At 62.5% G+C, this 16,732-nt stretch carries 14 protein-coding genes and 2 pseudogenes; 7 read left to right on the forward strand and 9 right to left on the reverse strand.

Going from position 1 to position 16,732, the window contains the following annotated elements; genetic code table 11:
• The first annotated feature begins 27 nt into the window (after window positions 1-27).
• From HCN58_RS33235 to HCN58_RS33245, 3 genes are read left to right on the forward strand one after another with little or no spacing between them, the layout of a single operon-like run.
• The gene (locus HCN58_RS33235; RefSeq protein ID WP_171583658.1) at window positions 28-708 is read left to right on the forward strand and encodes an ABC transporter ATP-binding protein; all 681 of its coding nucleotides are present in this window, start codon (window positions 28-30) and stop codon (window positions 706-708) included.
• Window positions 705-1,865 (forward strand): ABC transporter permease, encoded by a 1,161-nt coding sequence (locus HCN58_RS33240; RefSeq protein ID WP_171583572.1) that lies wholly within the window; start codon window positions 705-707, stop codon window positions 1,863-1,865. Before HCN58_RS33235 ends, HCN58_RS33240 begins: the two co-directional genes overlap by 4 nt.
• Before the next feature lie 2 nt (window positions 1,866-1,867).
• The gene (locus tag HCN58_RS33245; RefSeq protein ID WP_171583573.1) at window positions 1,868-3,058 is read left to right on the forward strand and encodes an ABC transporter permease; all 1,191 of its coding nucleotides are present in this window, start codon (window positions 1,868-1,870) and stop codon (window positions 3,056-3,058) included.
• Window positions 3,059-3,069: 11 nt separating this feature from the next.
• Here HCN58_RS33245 and HCN58_RS36355 read toward each other — a convergent pair.
• Window positions 3,070-3,156, reverse strand: a pseudogene (locus tag HCN58_RS36355) (thiaminase II); the annotation flags it as partial.
• A gap of 131 nt (window positions 3,157-3,287) precedes the next feature.
• Between HCN58_RS36355 and HCN58_RS33250 the strand changes: the two are divergent.
• Entirely contained in the window at window positions 3,288-4,988 is a 1,701-nt protein-coding gene (locus HCN58_RS33250) for a phospholipase D-like domain-containing protein (RefSeq protein ID WP_171583574.1), read from the forward strand.
• A gap of 50 nt (window positions 4,989-5,038) precedes the next feature.
• Here the strand turns inward: HCN58_RS33250 and HCN58_RS33255 are convergent.
• A pseudogene (locus HCN58_RS33255) lies at window positions 5,039-6,006 on the reverse strand (Bug family tripartite tricarboxylate transporter substrate binding protein).
• 216 nt (window positions 6,007-6,222) lie between these two features.
• On the opposite strand from HCN58_RS33255, the gene HCN58_RS33260 reads away from it, so the two are divergent.
• Window positions 6,223-6,915, forward strand: coding sequence for a LysR family transcriptional regulator (locus tag HCN58_RS33260; protein ID WP_171583575.1), 693 nt, complete (start codon window positions 6,223-6,225; stop codon window positions 6,913-6,915).
• A gap of 325 nt (window positions 6,916-7,240) precedes the next feature.
• Here the strand turns inward: HCN58_RS33260 and HCN58_RS33265 are convergent, their stop codons facing one another.
• The 6 genes from HCN58_RS33265 to HCN58_RS35400 all read right to left on the reverse strand — a co-directional run bounded on the left by HCN58_RS33265 (window position 7,241) and on the right by HCN58_RS35400 (window position 12,319).
• Complete coding sequence (locus tag HCN58_RS33265) at window positions 7,241-8,455, reverse strand: DUF1236 domain-containing protein (protein ID WP_171583576.1); 1,215 nt, start codon at window positions 8,453-8,455, stop codon at window positions 7,241-7,243.
• Between the two features lie 87 nt (window positions 8,456-8,542).
• A complete protein-coding gene (locus HCN58_RS33270) occupies window positions 8,543-9,835 on the reverse strand; it encodes an NAD(P)/FAD-dependent oxidoreductase (RefSeq protein ID WP_171583577.1) in 1,293 nt (430 codons plus the stop codon).
• 18 nt (window positions 9,836-9,853) lie between these two features.
• Window positions 9,854-10,585 carry an amino acid ABC transporter ATP-binding protein gene (locus HCN58_RS33275; protein ID WP_171583578.1) on the reverse strand — a complete coding sequence of 244 codons (732 nt, stop codon included), beginning with the start codon at window positions 10,583-10,585 and terminating at the stop codon, window positions 9,854-9,856.
• Entirely contained in the window at window positions 10,582-11,235 is a 654-nt protein-coding gene (locus HCN58_RS33280) for an amino acid ABC transporter permease (RefSeq protein ID WP_171583579.1), read from the reverse strand. Before HCN58_RS33280 ends, HCN58_RS33275 begins: the two co-directional genes overlap by 4 nt.
• Complete coding sequence (locus tag HCN58_RS33285; protein WP_171583580.1) at window positions 11,235-12,002, reverse strand: ABC transporter substrate-binding protein; 768 nt, start codon at window positions 12,000-12,002, stop codon at window positions 11,235-11,237. Before HCN58_RS33285 ends, HCN58_RS33280 begins: the two co-directional genes overlap by 1 nt.
• A gap of 47 nt (window positions 12,003-12,049) precedes the next feature.
• Window positions 12,050-12,319, reverse strand: a complete 270-nt coding sequence (locus tag HCN58_RS35400) for a hypothetical protein (protein WP_210266277.1) — start codon at window positions 12,317-12,319, stop codon at window positions 12,050-12,052.
• Here HCN58_RS35400 and HCN58_RS33290 point away from each other — a divergent pair.
• Together HCN58_RS33290 and HCN58_RS33295 are read left to right on the forward strand one after the other, a co-directional pair.
• Window positions 12,294-12,863 (forward strand): cupin domain-containing protein, encoded by a 570-nt coding sequence (locus tag HCN58_RS33290; protein WP_210266278.1) that lies wholly within the window; start codon window positions 12,294-12,296, stop codon window positions 12,861-12,863. The two genes, HCN58_RS35400 and HCN58_RS33290, sit on opposite strands and share 26 nt — an antisense overlap.
• On the forward strand, window positions 12,860-15,181 hold the full coding sequence (locus tag HCN58_RS33295) for a molybdopterin-dependent oxidoreductase (protein ID WP_171583582.1): 2,322 nt from the start codon (window positions 12,860-12,862) through the stop codon (window positions 15,179-15,181). Before HCN58_RS33290 ends, HCN58_RS33295 begins: the two co-directional genes overlap by 4 nt.
• Before the next feature lie 177 nt (window positions 15,182-15,358).
• Here the strand turns inward: HCN58_RS33295 and HCN58_RS33300 are convergent, their stop codons facing one another.
• Window positions 15,359-16,624, reverse strand: a complete 1,266-nt coding sequence (locus HCN58_RS33300; RefSeq protein ID WP_171583583.1) for a D-amino acid dehydrogenase — start codon at window positions 16,622-16,624, stop codon at window positions 15,359-15,361.
• Window positions 16,625-16,732: the final 108 nt, after the last annotated feature.

The raw sequence follows: 16,732 nt of genomic DNA on the forward strand, positions 1-16,732 counted from the left end.
GAGAAAAACGTGACAGCCGAACACCCGATGGTTCGCCTCGCCGGCGTAAGCAAGCGCTTCACCAAGGGCAAGGAAACGATCTCGATATTCGATCACCTCGATCTTGCGATTCCCCGCGGCGATTTCATTGCCGTCATGGGACCGTCCGGTTCGGGCAAGACGACGCTGCTCAACCTACTGGGCGGCATCGATCGCGCCGATGCGGGCGAGATTGCGGTGGCGGACCATCGCATCGACGGCCTCTCCGAGGGCGAATTGGCAGCCTGGCGGGCCGCCAATATCGGTTTCATCTTCCAGTTCTATAATCTGATGCCGATGCTGACGGCGGCGCAGAACGTGGAATTGCCGCTGTTGCTCACCAGATTGCGCAGCAAGGAGCGCGCGGAGCGCGTCCACACCGCGCTTTCGGTGGTTGGGCTCGCCGATCGCGTCAAGCACCGTCCGCGCGAAATGTCGGGCGGCCAGCAGCAGCGCGTGGCGATTGCGCGCGCCATCGTCTCGGACCCGAACCTGTTGCTGTGCGACGAACCGACCGGCGATCTCGACCGTCAATCCGCCGACGAGATTCTTTCGATCCTGCAACTGCTCAACGGCGAGCTCGGCAAGACCATCGTCATGGTCACCCATGACCCCGCGGCGGCAAACTATGCCAAGCGCATCTTGCATCTCGACAAGGGCCGCTTCGTCGAACGGGAGCTTGCCGCGTGAACGACTTCGATCTGGTGCGAAAAAACCTGTTCCGCCGCAAATTGCGCGCGAGCCTGATGATCGTGTCGATCCTGATCGCCTTCATGATCTTCGGCGTGCTCGCCGGATTTTATCGCGCCTTTACGGCCGGCGAGGATCGCGCCGCCGCGGATCGGATGATCACCGTCAACAAGATCAACTTCACCCAGCCGATGCCGATCGCCTATTTCAATCGTGTGCGCGCGGTGGAAGGGGTGCGGCAGGTGACGTTCGCCAATTGGTTCGGCGGCTATTATCAGGACCCGAAGAACTTCATCATGGCGCTCGCAATCGAGCCGAACACCTATTTTGACGTTTATCGCAGCGAATTCGAGGTTGCGCCCGAACAGCTTCAGGCCTTCCTGCGCGACCGCGGCAGCGCAGTGGTCGGTGAAAAGCTGGCGGCGAAATGGGGCTGGAAGGTCGGCGACCGCATTCCTCTTAATAGCAACATCTTCAGCCAGAAGAGCGGCGGCCACAGCTGGGATCTCACCATCGCCGGCATCGTGAAGGGCAAGGCCGAGCACGTCGACACTAACTTCCTGTTGTTCCAGTATGCCTATTTCGACGAGACCCGCTCGTTCGGCAAAGACACTATCGGCTGGATGATCCTGCAGACCGCCTCGCCCGAAAACAACGATCGCGTGGCGAAGACGATCGACGCGATGTTTGCGAATTCCACCGCCGAGACTTCGACCGACACCGAGAAGGCGTTCGGCAAGGCATTTGCGGCGCAGTTCGGCAACATCGCCCTGATCGTGTTGCTCGTGGTCGGCGCCGCCTTCGTCACCATCCTGATGATCGTCGGCAATACCATGGCGCTCTCGATCCGGGAGCGCACTCGCGAGATCGGCGTGTTGAAGACGCTCGGCTTTTCAGGGCCTCGAATCCTAACGATGGTGCTCGGCGAATCCGTGTTGCTGGCGCTGCTCGGCGGAATTCCTGGCCTCGCGATCGCGGCACTGATTGCTGTGGCGCTGCGCAACAGCCTTGCCAACGTCGCGCCGGCTTTTGCCGTATCGCCCGCGATCGCGCTGCAAGGGGTGGCGCTGATGATCGCGCTCGGGCTGATCACCGGGATCATCCCCGCGCTCAACGCCATGCGGCTCAAAATTGCAACCGCGCTCGGACGGGGATAGGCATGCGTTCGCTTTGGCTTCAAGTGGCGGCGGTCACCGCCATCAACCTCAAGAGCATCGCGCAGCGGCGCTGGCTCTCGCTCTCGACGGTGATCGCGATTGCGCTGGTGGTGATTGTGCTGCTCGCCTTCCTGGCGATGGCCAACGGCTTCCAGCGCACCATTGCGGGATCCGGCGCCGACGACATCGCCATCGTGCTGCGGGCCGGCTCGCAGGCCGAAATCAACAGCACGGTGAACCGCGATCAGGTGCGGCTGATCGAGGACGGGCCCGGCATCGCGCGCGGCAGCGACGGCAAGCCGCTGATCTCGCCGGAGCTCTATCTCGTGGTTGACGGCATCAAACGCTCGACCAAAACCAAGGCCAATCTGCCGCTGCGTGGGATCGGCGAACAGGGCTCCGAGTTGCGCAAGGACGTTCGCATCACCGAAGGCCGCATGTTTAATCGCGGCAGCAACGAAGTGGTGGTCGGCAAGGCGCTGCTGCGGGAGTTCGAAGGGTTGGACCTCGGCTCCACCGTGTCGTTCGGCGCCACGCGCTGGACTGTGGTCGGCGTGTTCGAGGCCGGCGGCAGCGTATTCGAATCCGAGATCTGGGCCGATCTCAATGTGGTGCAGAGCCTGTTCAACCGCAACAACATCGTGCAAACGGTGCGCGCGCGCCTCACCGGGCCGGCCGCGCTGAACGAGCTCAAAAGTTACAGCGACAACGATCCGCGGCTGAAGCTCGACGTCAAATCGGAAGCAAGCTACTTCGCCGAACAGGCATCGCAAACTTCCGACCTGATTCAGAAGCTCGGCTGGCCGCTGGCGATTGCGATGGCGCTCGGAGCTGTCGCCGGAGCGCTCAACACTATGTATTCGTCGGTCGCCGCGCGCGCGACGGAAATCGCAACGCTACGCGCCATCGGCTTCGGCGGCTTCCCTGCTTTCGTCGGGACACTGGCCGAATCGCTGTTGCTCGCCGTCATCGGCGGCCTGTTAGGTGCCGCCGCCACCTACCTGATCTTCGACGGCGTCACCGCCTCGACGCTTGGCGGCAACTTCACCCAGGTGGTGTTCGACTTCAAGCTCAGCCCCTTGCTGATTGGCGAAGGCGTCGCGCTCGCGCTGATCGTGGGTCTGATCGGCGGATTGTTTCCGGCGCTCCGGGCCGCGCGATTGCCGATCGTCGAAGGCCTGTACGCGAACTGAGCCTCCTGTTGTGCCTTGCGGCCGGCCGCCGCTTCACACATGTCGGCGAGCTTGGGCGACCTGTAGACGGCGAGTGCGCGGGCGCGGGCAAACTCGATCGGGGACGGGCCTGGCTAGCGCAGCTTCTGTGACAATTCAAAGACGTCCTGTTCCGGCCGTCACTTCGCCATTGCGGGCAGGACCAACATCGCCCTAGAGTTGCATGAGACTTCAAGTTGGGGCTCCGCCAATGTCCGAATTTCAGGTTACGGGAAGCAACGCCGACGCGCTCTTTACCCTCAAGATTCATCGCGGCGATGGCATGGCTCTGGTCGCTATGGATTGGAAGGACGACGAGCCGCCGCTCGATTTTGTCGGTTTCGCCATCGAATACAAGGAGCCGAACGGCAACAGGTTCTTTGCCTTGAAGAACCGGATCGCATTTCCCGGCGCTGACGGAAAGACCAATCCAAATCGGCTGAGCTCGATGCAGTCGCCCATACAAAAATTTCGCTGGGTGCATTTTCCTCGAAACGCCGAGTTGGCAGGAGAATTCGTCTACCGGGTCACCCCGGTTTTCATGAATAAGCAGGACGAGCTGAGTTTTGGCGAGCAGCAAGTAGCTGCCATTGAACTGCGCCGGGAAACCTATCCGGATCAACTCAATGTCACTTACACACGCGGGTTCGTATTGTCGCAGGCATTCGTCGACAGGTACAAGACGATTTCAAAGCTGTTGCCTGCAAAAGCCAAGGACGGCCTCAAGTTCACCCCCACCCATCCGAAGAAGAATGAAGCGCTCGCCTGGATGGGTTTTGAAGCCCGCAGCGCAATTCTTGAGGTTCTCGATCAAGCGATCAAGGATGAAGATGCAAAGGTGCGGGTCGTTGCTTACGATCTAAGCCAGATTGAGGTGGTCTCCCGATTGGAGAAGATGGGCTCTCGCTTGAAGATCATAATCGACGATGCGGGGGAACATGGACATGCAGATTCCGGAGAGACGCAAGCCGCCAGGCGATTGATGAAAACGGCCGGAGAAGACAACGTGAAGCGCCAGAAGATGGGCGCGCTTCAGCACAACAAGACCATCGTCGTCGATGGACCGAATCTGAAGAAAGCCGTCTGCGGCTCGACGAATTTCTCCTGGCGAGGGCTGTATGTTCAGTCCAACAACGCCGTCGTCCTGACCGGCGAGTCCGCCATCAAGCCCTTTCTTGATGCATTCGAGAGTTACTGGGAGAACGACGAGGCCGCGGACTTCGGCGCCACAGGATCAGCCGAGTGGACCAGTCTCGGACTGCGCAATATCAACGCAGAGGTTTCCTTCTCGCCACACGTCAGCGGCAACGCGCTGCTCGACAGTATTGCGGAAGACATGAAGTCGGCGGAATCTAGCGTGCTGTTTTCCTTGGCATTTCTGTATCAGACCGAAGGATCTATTCGCGAGGCGGTCAAGAAACTGGCCAAGGCTGAAGGCATCTTCCTCTATGGCATCTCTGACAAGAAGGTCGGAGGTCTGGATTTTCAAAAGCCGGATGGGAAGGTCAAGCCGGTCTTTCCATCGGCGCTTTCGAAAAACGTGCCGGAGCCCTTCAAGTCCGAACCAAAAGGAGGCGGGGGAAATCGAATGCACCACAAGTTCGTGGTGATTGATTTCGACAAGCCGACCGCGAGAGTTTACTTCGGCTCCTACAATTTTTCACCTCCGGCCGACACATCGAATGGCGAGAATCTTCTTTTGATAAGAGACCGGCGGATTGCCGTGTCCTATATGATCGAAGCGCTCAGAATCTTCGATCACTATCATTTCCGTGTTGTGCAAGCCGAAGCCAAGAACGCCAGAAAGAAGCTGCAATTGGCCAAGCCGCCGCGAAAGCGCGGCGAGAAGACGTGGTGGAGCGAGTATTATACGGACGAACGAAAGATTCGTGACCGCAAGTTATTCTCGTAACATTCGCTATACTGGGAGATCGTCCCTGATGGATAACTTGCCTATTCTCCCTAGAGGCCGCCCGCGCGGATCACCTCGCTCCATTTGCGCGTCTCATCGTCGATGAACTTGCCGAACTCGACGGCCGTGCGGCTGTGAGCTTCGAGCCCCTGGGCGAGCAGCTTCTGCTTCACCTCGGGATCGGCCAGCGCGCGATTGATCTCCTGCTGCATCCGTCGACCATCAGCCGCGGCGTCCCTGCCGGCGCCATCAAGCCGAACCATCCGGACGCAACCACGTTGGGAAAGCCCTGCTCGCGCAGGGTCGAAGCCTCTGGATAGATGACGCTGCGCTCGGCGGAAGCGACGCCCAGCACGCGAAAATCGCCGCTCTGGATATGCGGTAACGCCGTGCTGATCGCGGTCAGCGTGGCGTCGACGCGGCCGGCGAGCAACTCCGTGTACGCCATTGCGTCGCCGCGGTACTGAACGTTGAGGCCCTTGGCGCCGGCGTCTCTCAGCAGCAACTCGGCCGCCAGATGCGGTTGAGAGCCCGCGCCCGGCGAGGCGAAGGTCAGGCCGTCGGGCTGCGACTTGCCGTAGGCGATCATCTCCTGCAAATTCTTGAAGGCAGCCTTGGCATTGACGATCAGAAACAGCGGCGCGATGACGGTCATCGTCACCGGCTGCAGATCCTTGCGATCGTATTTCAGTTTTCCGAACAGCGCTTCGGCAGTGGCATAGGGCGCCGCTGCATAAAGGAAGGTGTATCCGTCCGGCGCGGCGCGCGCGACCAGCTCATTGGCAATACGCGTGCCCGCCCCCGGCTTGTTCTCGACGATGAACCGCTGGTTGAAGCTGCGTGCGAGTTGCTCGGCCAAAATGCGCAGCGAAATGTCGTTTGCCCCGCCGGCGCCGTAGGGCGACACGAGCCGCACCAGCCGCGACGGCCAGTCGCCCTCGGCGCATGCCTCGAAGGTAGAGCCTGCGGAAAGGCAGGCGGCGATGGTCCCCAGCAGCGTTCGGCGTGTGACGTTCATGAGCGCCTCTTTTGGGGCCGCCTGAAAGTGCGGTGCAGCCCGTCGCGTCCATCCCTTTTTACTCGAGCCGCATTGGCGCGATCGCATTGCTGGACCGCCTGACTCTTCGTCTTGTCGAGCCTGCAACGATAGATGTGCAACTTCTATCGAACAATGTGTATTTTTTGACAGATTGATAAGCTGATCCTATGAATATCGAAAAGACGACGATGAAGGATGCGACATGGCGATGTGACACTGCGGCAGTTGCGCGCTTACGTGGCCGTACTGGAGGCCGCGAGCTTCTCGGAAGCCGCCAAGGCCATGCATTTGTCGCAGGCAGCGCTCTCCGGCCTGATCAAGGAGCTCAAGAGCCGCGTCGGCCTCCGCCTCTTGGACCGCACGACGCGAAGAGTTTCCGCTTCCGCCGTCGGCGAGACCTTTGCACCGATGGCGCGGCGCGTGCTCTCGAACCTTGACGAGGCGCTCGATAATCTGACCAACCTCAAGGAGCTTCGCCGCGGGTTGGTGCGCGTGGCCGCGCCCGAGACGTTATCATGCACGCTGCTGCCCGAACTGATCGCCGCATACAACACCAGCCATCCCGGCGTGGACGTCCGCTTCGATGACGTGCCGATCCAGGAGGTGCTGGCCGGTCTGCAGAACGGCTCTACCAACATCGGCTTTGGGCCGGCGGGTGTTGCCCCGGATCAATCGGTCGAGGTGCACATCATCTGCGCCGACCCGCTGTGCGTAACGTTGCGCAACGATGATCGGCTGACCAAGGGAAAAACGGCCAGTTGGAAGGGTTTGCGTGAGCGACCCCTACTAAACTACGTGCCAAACATCGCCGTCAATGTGCTGAGCCACGTGCCACCCCGGCATCACCCCAAGAAATTGGTGCCGGTGCATCGGGTGCCCCATGCCTGAGCATGCCGGATGATGCCGAACGCGGTTTTAGCCAAGGGTGGCGGCGGACATGGCGGCTGGCATGGTGGTGGGCGCGGCCATGGCGCGTTCACGATGGGACATAGCTATGGCACGCCTCCAGGCTGGCACCGCGGAAGAAAGGTCGGTTGGCGTGGTCGCGGCTGCCCTCCCGGCCTCTGGAAGCAGGGGCGCTGCTGATCATTTCGGATAGCACGAGTTCGACGCTCATGAAAGCCAAAAGGAAGTCCGGCACCTTGGTGCCGGACTTTTTTAATAGCGCCTCGCGGCGACGATCATGTTTCACCGATGAGGCGCGCTGGTCCTGCTACCGCGTCTGCGGCTCGATCGTGACCGTGCAATCGCCGCCTTGCATGGCGACAACGATCTGTCCATCGGACGCACCCAATGCAATCGGGTTCGTCGACCCTCCGCCGCCCGGCGCACGAACTGTGACGCTGATCGAGTCCGGCGATGCGGTCGAACCCACTGTTGTGGGCGAGACTTCGGTGATATTGCCCGCGGTATCCCGGCGCATGATACGGCAAGGCGCACCGCCGGCCTGGGCCATCGCGTCGGTTGCACGTCCACTGCCGGTCTCGCCGCCAGCGGCGCGAATGCGCGACGCGTCACGCGGAATATGGCTCACGATCCGCTGCGTGCCGGGTTCGACGATCACGATTTCCTCCTCGGTCGTGAAGTAATCGTAGCCGCGGTACTGCGGCTCGATCGAGACGATGGTGGCTGGCAGCCGTTGCACCCGGACATGACGCGGGAGCCGCTCGCCTACCCGGATCGAGATATTGAGATTGCGCTGCGGCGGCGCGAGGCGCTCGCGGGTCAGCGTCTCGGAGATGCGCAGCTGCTTCTCGGTCGAGATCTGCTGGCGGTCTTGCGTCTGGCTGGTCTGGGTCTGCGTGCGCGTGGTTTCAGTCGCGGTCGCCGGCCGGCTCGTCTCCTTGCCCTGCTCAGCCGCATCCTTCGAGGCTCTGTCCCGCTGATCGCGGCCGGTCTCTTTCTGCGTGGTAGCCGTGCCCTCGCGTTCCTTCTGGGAGGCAGCGGTTCCGTCCCTGGATTTGTCGGATTCCGCGCTTGATTTTTCCCGGGCGCTATCGCGCTTCATTTCGGCGCTACCTTTGGCAGCGTCCTTGCCGCCGCGACCGCCTTGAGCTTCCCGATCGCCCTTGCGGGAGTCCTTGGTTTGCTCGGCGGCTTTCGCGTCATCGCCGCGTCCACGCTTGTCATCGCGCGCAGTCGCTGGGCGCTCAGTGCCTGGCGCGGCCTTGCCCTTTTCCTCGGCCTGCCGGGGAGCGGGTCCTCTTTCCTCACGGCCTGCCGCGCCCTGCGTTTTTTGCTCCGCACCCTTCGCGCGCTCCTGCGACCGTTCGGCGCCGCGTTCCTGCGATGCAGCACCCTTGTCAGAATCGCTTGGCCGCATCTGTTTCTGCTCTTCCCCTCTTGCGCCAGGCGCCTGGCCGTAGGAAACCGCCGGTGCCAGCATCAGGCAGATAATTCCAGTCGATAACAGCAACTGCTTGCGCATTTAAACCTCCTCCACAATCGGCATTATGCAAGCGAACGTTCGCCGCTGCCGGAGGTTCCGCAGAGTTACGCCGCGATGCAGAGGCGGTTATAGGCCCAGTCGGTCCCTCACCCGCCCGGCCAGTACGGCTGCGGTAACGCCGAGCGGCCAGAACGCGTGCATCGCCATCGGCTTGATGGCGGTGATAGGCATGTCGATCTCGGCGTTCTTGCCGTCGACGAGGCGGCGGGCGAGCTGCGCGCCCATCGCGGTCGAAAGCGCGACGCCACGGCCGTTGCAGCCAAGCGAGATCAGAAGGCTCTCCGCGGGTTCATGCACATGGGGATAGTGATCGCGCGTGATCGCCAGCCGGCTGTTCCAGCCGTGCGTCCAGCTCACGCCTTTCAGCCGCGGCCACAGCCGTTCGGCGTAACGGATGAGATAGGCAACGTCGGCAGGCTTGCTGATCCAGCGCATCGGCCCGCGTCCGCCCATCAACAAGCGATTATGCGCGTCGATCCGGTAATACACCGTGATGTGGCCGCTCTCGTACAACACCGAGCGCGTCGGCATGATCTCGCGCGCGACTGCGTCGGAGAGCGGCGCGGTGGCCGCGATCGACGAAAACACTGGAACGATGGTGCGGCGGAGCGCCGGCCAAAGGTCATCGGTGAATCCGTTGGTTGCCAGCAGCACCTTGTCGGCGCGCACGATCCCGCGCGGCGTCTCAACGCACCAATGCGCGCCTTCACGCGACAAGGAGAGTGCCGGCGTCTCGCCATGCACCGCGACGCCGGCCGTGATCGCGGCGCGCGCCAAGCCGCGCGCATAGCTCAGCGGATGCAGGTCGCCGCCGCGATTGTCCAGCATGCCGCAGAGATAGCGATCGGTGCCGGTCATCTCCCGCATCTGCTCGCGATTCAGCAGTGTCACCGGCATGCCGCGCCGGATGCATTGCTTTGCCGTGTTTCCGATCGCCGCCGCGCTCGCCTCGTTATAGGCCGCGCGCAGCGTGCCGTTCTGCCGCGCCTCGCAGGGAATCTGATAACGGCGGATCAGGTCGAACGTGTAGTTCGTGGTGCCGTAGGAAAACGCGATCATGCGGCCGCCGAGCTCGGCGCCGAAATCGGCCTCGATCTGGTCGGGGTCATGCTTAAGGCCCGGATTGACCTGCCCACCATTGTTGCCCGAAGCGCCCCAGCCCGGCTGTTGCGCCTCCAGCACGGTCGCGTTTACGCCCTGCTCGGCCAGATGCAATGCGGTGGACAGCCCGGTGAAACCGCCGCCGACGATCGCGACCGCGACGTCCTTGTCTCTATCGAGCGGCGGCGTCGGTATTGGCGCGACCGCCGTATCGGCGTAGAGGCTTGGCGGCAGCGGCAGAGGTGCGGGCGCGTTCATGAATCGTAAACCGGATGCTTAGAGCGGATGCAGCACGCGCCGCAAAAAATCCTGCGTGCGCGCATGCTGCGGCTGGTTGAGAACCGATTTCGCCGGCCCCTGCTCGACGATCACGCCGCCGTCGATGAACAGTACGCGGTCGGCGACATCCCCAGCAAATCCCATCTCGTGGGTGACGACGACCATGGTCATGCCGTCGTCGGCAAGCTTGCGCATCACCGACAGCACGTCGCCGACCAGTTCGGGATCGAGCGCCGAAGTCGGCTCGTCGAACAGAATCGCCTTCGGCTGCATCGCCAGTGCGCGGGCAATCGCAACGCGCTGCTGCTGACCGCCGGAGAGTTGCGGCGGATAGCTGTCGGCCTTTTCGGCAAGCCCTACCTGCGCCAGCAGCACGCGGCCGCGCTCCAGCGCCTCGGCGCGCGGCTCCTTCTTCACATAGACCGGCCCCTCGATGACGTTTTCGAGCGCGGTACGGTGCGGAAACAGATTGAAGCGTTGGAACACCATCGAGACTTGTGTCCGGATCGCGACGATCGAGGGCGCGCTGCGATCGACCTTCGCGCCTTCGATGAGGATCTTGCCGCTGTCATAGCTTTCCAGTCCGTTGATGCAGCGCAAGATGGTGGACTTGCCCGAGCCCGAGGGGCCGATGATGCAGACCACCTCGCCCTTCTCGACGGAAGCCGTGATGCCCTTGAGCACCTCGACCTTGCCAAAACTTTTGTGAACGTTGGAAAGCTCGATCATTTATGGCCCGCGCGCTTTTCGAAGTGACGGACCAGCAGAATGAGCGGGATGCTCATGGTGAGATACATCAGCGCCACAAGCGTGAACACGCTGGTGTTCTTGAAGGTCGAGGACGCGATCAGCTTGCCCTGCAGCGCGAGCTCGGCGACCGTGATGGTCGAAGCTTGCGAAGAATCCTTCAGCATCATGATCATGATGTTGCCGTAGGGCGGCAGCACGATCTTGACCGCCTGCGGCAGCACCACGCGGCGCATGGTCGCCCACCAGCCCATGCCGATCGCCTGCGCCGCCTCGATCTGCCCCTTGTCGATCGCCTCGATGCCGGCGCGGAAATTCTCCGCCTGGTAGGCTGAATAGGCGATACCGAGACCGAGAATTGCCGCCTGCAGCGCCGTCAGCGTGACGCCGAGTTCGGGCATCACGAAGTAGAGATAGAACAGCAGCACGATGATTGGGATGCCGCGGATCACGTTGATCAGCCCGGCGCTGAAGCCTGTGAAGACGCCGATGCCGGATACCCGCATCAAGGCCCAGATCAATCCAAGCGCGGTCGACAGCAACAACGAGCCGATCGTGACGATGATCGTCAGTGCCACGCCGCTCATCAAGATCGGCAGGAACTCGGTCGTATCGCGCCAGAAGGCCTGCATCAAGCCCCCTGCGCCTTCAGGCCCCATTTATCGAGGATCTTTTCGACCGTGCCGTTCGCCTTCAATTTCGCGAGCGACGCGTTGATCTTGGCCAGCAACTCGCTATCACCCTTGCGCACGCCGATGCCGACAGAGCCGACCGTCGCCGGCTTGTAGCTCTCGACAATGCGCGCCTCCGGGAAGCCGCCTTGCTTCAGGTTGTAGGCGAGGATCGGGTAGTCAGCGAAGCCGGCCTTGAGACGGCCGGCGTTCACGTCGCGCAGAATATCGGGAATAGTGTCGTAGGCCTTGACCTCCCTGAACAGCCCCGACTTCTTCAGCGCATCGACGAACGCCGTCCCAACCTGCGCGCCGACCACCTCGCCCTTTAGATCATCCTGCTTGGTGTAGGCCTTCGTATCGCTCTTCGGCACCAAGAGGCCTTCACCATAGCTGTAGAACGGTTCGGAGAAATCGATTACCTCCTTGCGCGCGGGGGTTACGAACATCGCCGCCGAGATGATGTCGATCTTGTTCGACGTTAGCGAGGCGATCAGGGTCGAGAATTGCATCGGCTCGATCTGCACCTGGAAGCCGGCGTCCTTGCCGATCTCGGTGATGAGGTCGACCATGATGCCTTGAATGCTGTTGGTCTTGGTGTCGAGGAAGGTGAAGGGCACGCCGGTCGGCGTCGAGCCCACTTTCAGCACCTGCTGCGCGGATGCCGGCATCGCGGCTGTGAGAACAAAGGCCGCCACCGCGGCCTGAACGAGACGCTTCAGAGCCATCGCACCACCTCCTGAAACTGCACACCGCCCCGGCCGGCCCGCTCGCCTCAGACTAAAGAGTTGCGGGCAACGCCGGTCAGGCCTATTTTCACCAATATGAAATTGTGGTCACACTTGCCAAGCGTTTGCAAGTGGTTTTCATGCACATGAAGGAAGCGGTCTGACGTGAGCGGCGGCAAGCGAATAAGGAAACCGGCGCCCAAACCGGCATCCAGGGCCAAAGCAAGGGCCGCAGGAAAGGCTGCGGCCAGGTCGAAGGCGAAGATCGCCACCAGGCCGGCCGAGCCGGCGATGGATCTTGCAGTCGGCCGCCGCATCCGCGACCTCCGCCGCGAACACAAATTGTCGCTGGAGACGATTGCCGCGCGCACCGATCTATCGATCGGCTTCCTCAGCCAGATCGAGCGCGGCCTGTCGTCACCCTCGCTTCGCGTGCTGGCGACGCTGGCCGACATGCTCGGCGTCGGCATCGCCGCGCTGTTCGGCTCGCAGCCGAGCGACGACGCCGCTTCCGGCGGCGTGGTAACGCGCGAAATGCAGCGCGCCGAACTGAAGCTGTGGCGCACCGGCATTTCCAAGCAGTTGCTGAGCCCGGCGGGTGCGGAAAACCGCCTCAACCTGTTTCTCGTGCACATGGAGCCCGGCGGCAATACCGGCGACGAGCTTTACACCCATGACGGCGAGGAGGCGGGGCTGGTGCTGGAAGGCGAGATGACGCTGACCGTCGACGCTGAGACCTGGTCGCTCAAGCGAGGGGACAGTTTTCGTTTTGCCAGCCGCCGCCCGCACCGCTTCTCAAATCCCGCGAAAGATGCGAAAGCGGTCGTGCTGTGGGTGAATTGCGTGACGCAGGCGTCATGAACGACAGGCTGGAACAAGGAGTGGACCGAGCCAGAGAAGATTGGAGCCCGCACAGCGCGCATTGGGGCGCCTTCTCGGCACGGTGGACTGGCGCGACGCTGGATATCAAGCCGGACGAGCGCGACCCGGCGCCCTCCCCGATATTGCAGAATTTTACCACGGCGGTGCGCCACAAGGCCCGTATCCTGCGCCCGATGGTGCGCAAGGCGTGGCTGGACCGGAGCGCACCCGCCGCGCGCACCTTCGACCAGAAATTCGTCGCATGCCCCTGGGACGAAGTGCTCGACCTGCTCGCAGGCGAATTGTCTAAGGTCCGAACCGAATATGGCGCCACCGCAGTCTATGGCGGCTCCTATGGCTGGGCCAGCGCCGGACGTTTCCACCACGCGCAGAGCCAGGTTCATCGTTTCCTGAACACAGCCTTCGGCGGCTATGTGCGTTCGGTGAACAGCTACAGCGCCGGCGCCTCGGCCGTGATCCTGCCGCATGTGATGGGCGGCTACGAAGCGGTTTCGCGCCACAATGTAACGTGGGATCAGATCGCCGAGCACACCGATACGGTGTTGGCCTTCGGCGGCATGGCGTTGAAAAACTCGGACGTCGCAAGTGGCGGCATCAGCCGGCACATCGAGCGCGATGCGATGCATAGAGCCGCGCGCCGCGGCGCCGTCTTCTACGGCATCGCTCCCTTGCGCGACGACGTGCCGGAAGCGGCCGGCGCCCGGTGGATGCCGATCAAGGTCGGTACCGACGTCGCGCTGATGCTGGCGCTCGCGCATACGCTCCTGGTCGAGAATCTGTGGGATAGCGGCTTTGTCGCGCACTATTGCACCGGCTTCGACGTCTTCGAGCGCTATCTGCTCGGCCGCGACGACCATACGCCGAGGGACGCGGCATGGGCGGCTGATATTACCGGCATTCCGGCTAGCACAATCGTCGATATCGCCCGGCGGCTGCCGCGCGGACGCACCTTGATCACGGTCTCGCATTCCCTGCAGCGGGCGCAATATGGCGAGCAACCGGTGTGGATGGGCGCGGTGCTCGCGGCCATGCTCGGCCAGATCGGCCTGCCCGGCGGCGGATATAATTACGCGCTCGGTGCGCTCGGCCACACCGGTCGCCGTCTCAACGCAGTTCCGATCCCGACGCTATCGCAAGGCAAGAATGCTACCAGCGACTTCATCCCGGTCGCGCGAGTCGCCGACATGCTCCTCAATCCGGGAGAAGCGTTCGAATACAACGGCCACACAATGCGGTATCCCGACATCAAGCTGGTCTATTGGGCGGGCGGCAACCCTTTCCATCATCACCAGGATATCAATCGGCTACGGCGGGCCTTCAATGTTCCGCAAACCATTGTCGTGCACGAGAGCGCCTGGACGCCGATGGCGAAGTTTGCCGACATCGTGCTGCCGGCGACCATGACGCTGGAACGCGACGATATCGGCGCCGCCGGCACCGATCCAAGGCTGATCGCGATGCGAAGGGCCGTGGACCCGATCGGCGAAGCGCGCGACGATTTTGATATTTTTGCCGCGTTATCGCGGCGATTGGACGTCGAACAGGCTTTCACGGAAGGACGCGATACCAGGCAATGGCTGGTTCATCTTTACGAGCCGACGCGGCGGGCGCTTGCTGATGCCGGTTGGGATGCGCCGGATTTCGATGAATTCTGGCAACGCGGCGAACTCGCGCTGCCATCGGCGCCCGACGACGGCGGCTTTCTGCGCGCCTTCCGCAACGATCCTGTCAAGGACAAGCTGCCCACACCCAGCGGCAAGATCGAGATTTATTCGAAAACCATCGCAGGCTTCGGCTACGACGATTGCCCGCCCCACCCGGCATGGCTGCCATCGACCGAACTGCCAGATTCACGCCACCCGTTGACGCTGATCGCCAACCAGCCGGCGACCCGGCTGCACAGCCAGCTCGACTTCGGTGCCTACAGCCAGTCCAAAAAAATTGCCGGCCGGGAAGCCGTCCGTCTCAACCCCGTTGATGCGGCGAGTCGCGGCATCGTCGATGGCGACATCGTCCGCCTGTTCAATGATCGGGGTGCGTGTCTGGCCGCCGCCGCCGTTTCAGACGACGTCATGCCCGGTGTGGTGCAATTGTCCACCGGCGCCTGGTACGACCCGCAAGTGGGTGCGGCAGAGCATCCGCTCTGCGTCCACGGCAACGCGAACGTGCTCACCCGCGACATCGGCACATCGCGGCTCGCGCAAGGTTGCTGCGGTCAGGTGACGGTAGTTGAGTGCGAGAAGTATTCGGGCACGCTGCCTCCGATTCGGGCCTTTGATCCTCCCGAGCAAGGGTGATGTAGCGGCGACATCCGTCGCTTCTTCTATTCCGCCCATGATGAAGGCGGTGGTGCCGTGTGTGTGTTGACGCAGACGGGGTGAGTTGGGTCGTCATTCCGGGGCGCCTCGAAGAGGCGAGCCCGGAATATCGAGATTCCGGGCCTGGTGCTCACGCACCATCCCGGAATGACAGCGCTAGCCAAACCGCTGATCGTACCTACTCACCGTGAGTTCGCTCACGTCGATATCCGGCTTCCGTCCCGACATCAGATCTGTCAGCACCCTCCCCGAGCCGCACGCCATGGTCCAGCCGAGCGTGCCGTGGCCGGTATTGAGGTGCAAATTGCCGTAGCGCGTGGCGCCGATGATCGGCGGGCCGTCCGGCGTCATCGGGCGCAGGCCGCACCAGAAGCTTGCCTTGTCGAGATCGCCACCACGCGGAAACATGTCGGTCAGCGAATGGTCGAGCGTCGCCCGCCGCGCCGCATCGAGCGTGTTCGAATAGCCGGAAATTTCCGCGGTGCCGCCGACGCGGATGCGGTCCCCCAGCCGCGTGATCGCGACCTTGTAGCTCTCGTCCATCACGGTCGACACCGGCGCGCCGTCGGGATCGGTGACCGGCACCGTGATCGAATAGCCCTTCACCGGATAGACCGGAATGGAAATGCCTATGGGTTTGAGTAACCGCGGCGACCAGCTTCCGAGCGCTGCGACATAGGCATCGGCCTGCAACAGCCCGGCGCTGGTGACGATGCCCGTGATCTTGTCGCCATTCGCGACCAGCCGCTCGATGCCGGTATTAAACTTGAACTGTACCCCGAGCTTTGCTGCTTGCTTGGCGAGCGCCTGCGTGAACATGTGGCAGTCGCCGGTCTCGTCCTGCGGCAATCGTAACCCGCCGACGAATTTCTCCTTCACGGCCGCAAGCGCAGGCTCCGCACCAATGCAGCCGGTGCGATCCAAAAGCTCGTACGGAACGCCGTATTGCTTGAGCACCGCGATGTCGCCGCCGGTGGAGTCAAGCTGCTTCTGCTTGCGGAAGAGCTGCAGCGTGCCGCGGCTGCGCTCGTCATATGTGATGCCGATTTCTGCGCGCAGCGCGCGCAAGCTGTCGCGGCTGTATTCGGCGATCGGGATCATCCGGCTCTTATTGACCGCGTAACGCTCAGCCGTGCAGTTGCGCAGCATCTTGAGCATCCACAGCCACATCACGGGATCGAGCTTCGGCCAGATCACCAGCGGTCCGTGCCGCATCAGTAGCCACTTGATCGCTTTGACCGGCACCCCGGGGCCGGCCCAGGGCGAGGAATAGCCGGGCGAGACCTCGCCGGCATTGGCAAAACTGGTTTCCTGTGCAGGCTCAGCCTGACGGTCGACGACGACGACTTCGTGGCCGGAACGCGCCAGATAATAGGCTGTCGTGACGCCGATAACGCCACTGCCGAGAACGATGACTTTCACGATTCCTCATGCATCTGCCGCGGCGTCGCACGCCGCGGCCGCTCTGGAGCCCGGCTCCGATTGAATCGGAACCGCGCTCCGGATTTTCGTCTTGACGCGTTTTCTTCG

Source organism: Bradyrhizobium australiense, assembly GCF_013114825.1.
Lineage (GTDB): Bacteria > Pseudomonadota > Alphaproteobacteria > Rhizobiales > Xanthobacteraceae > Bradyrhizobium > Bradyrhizobium australiense.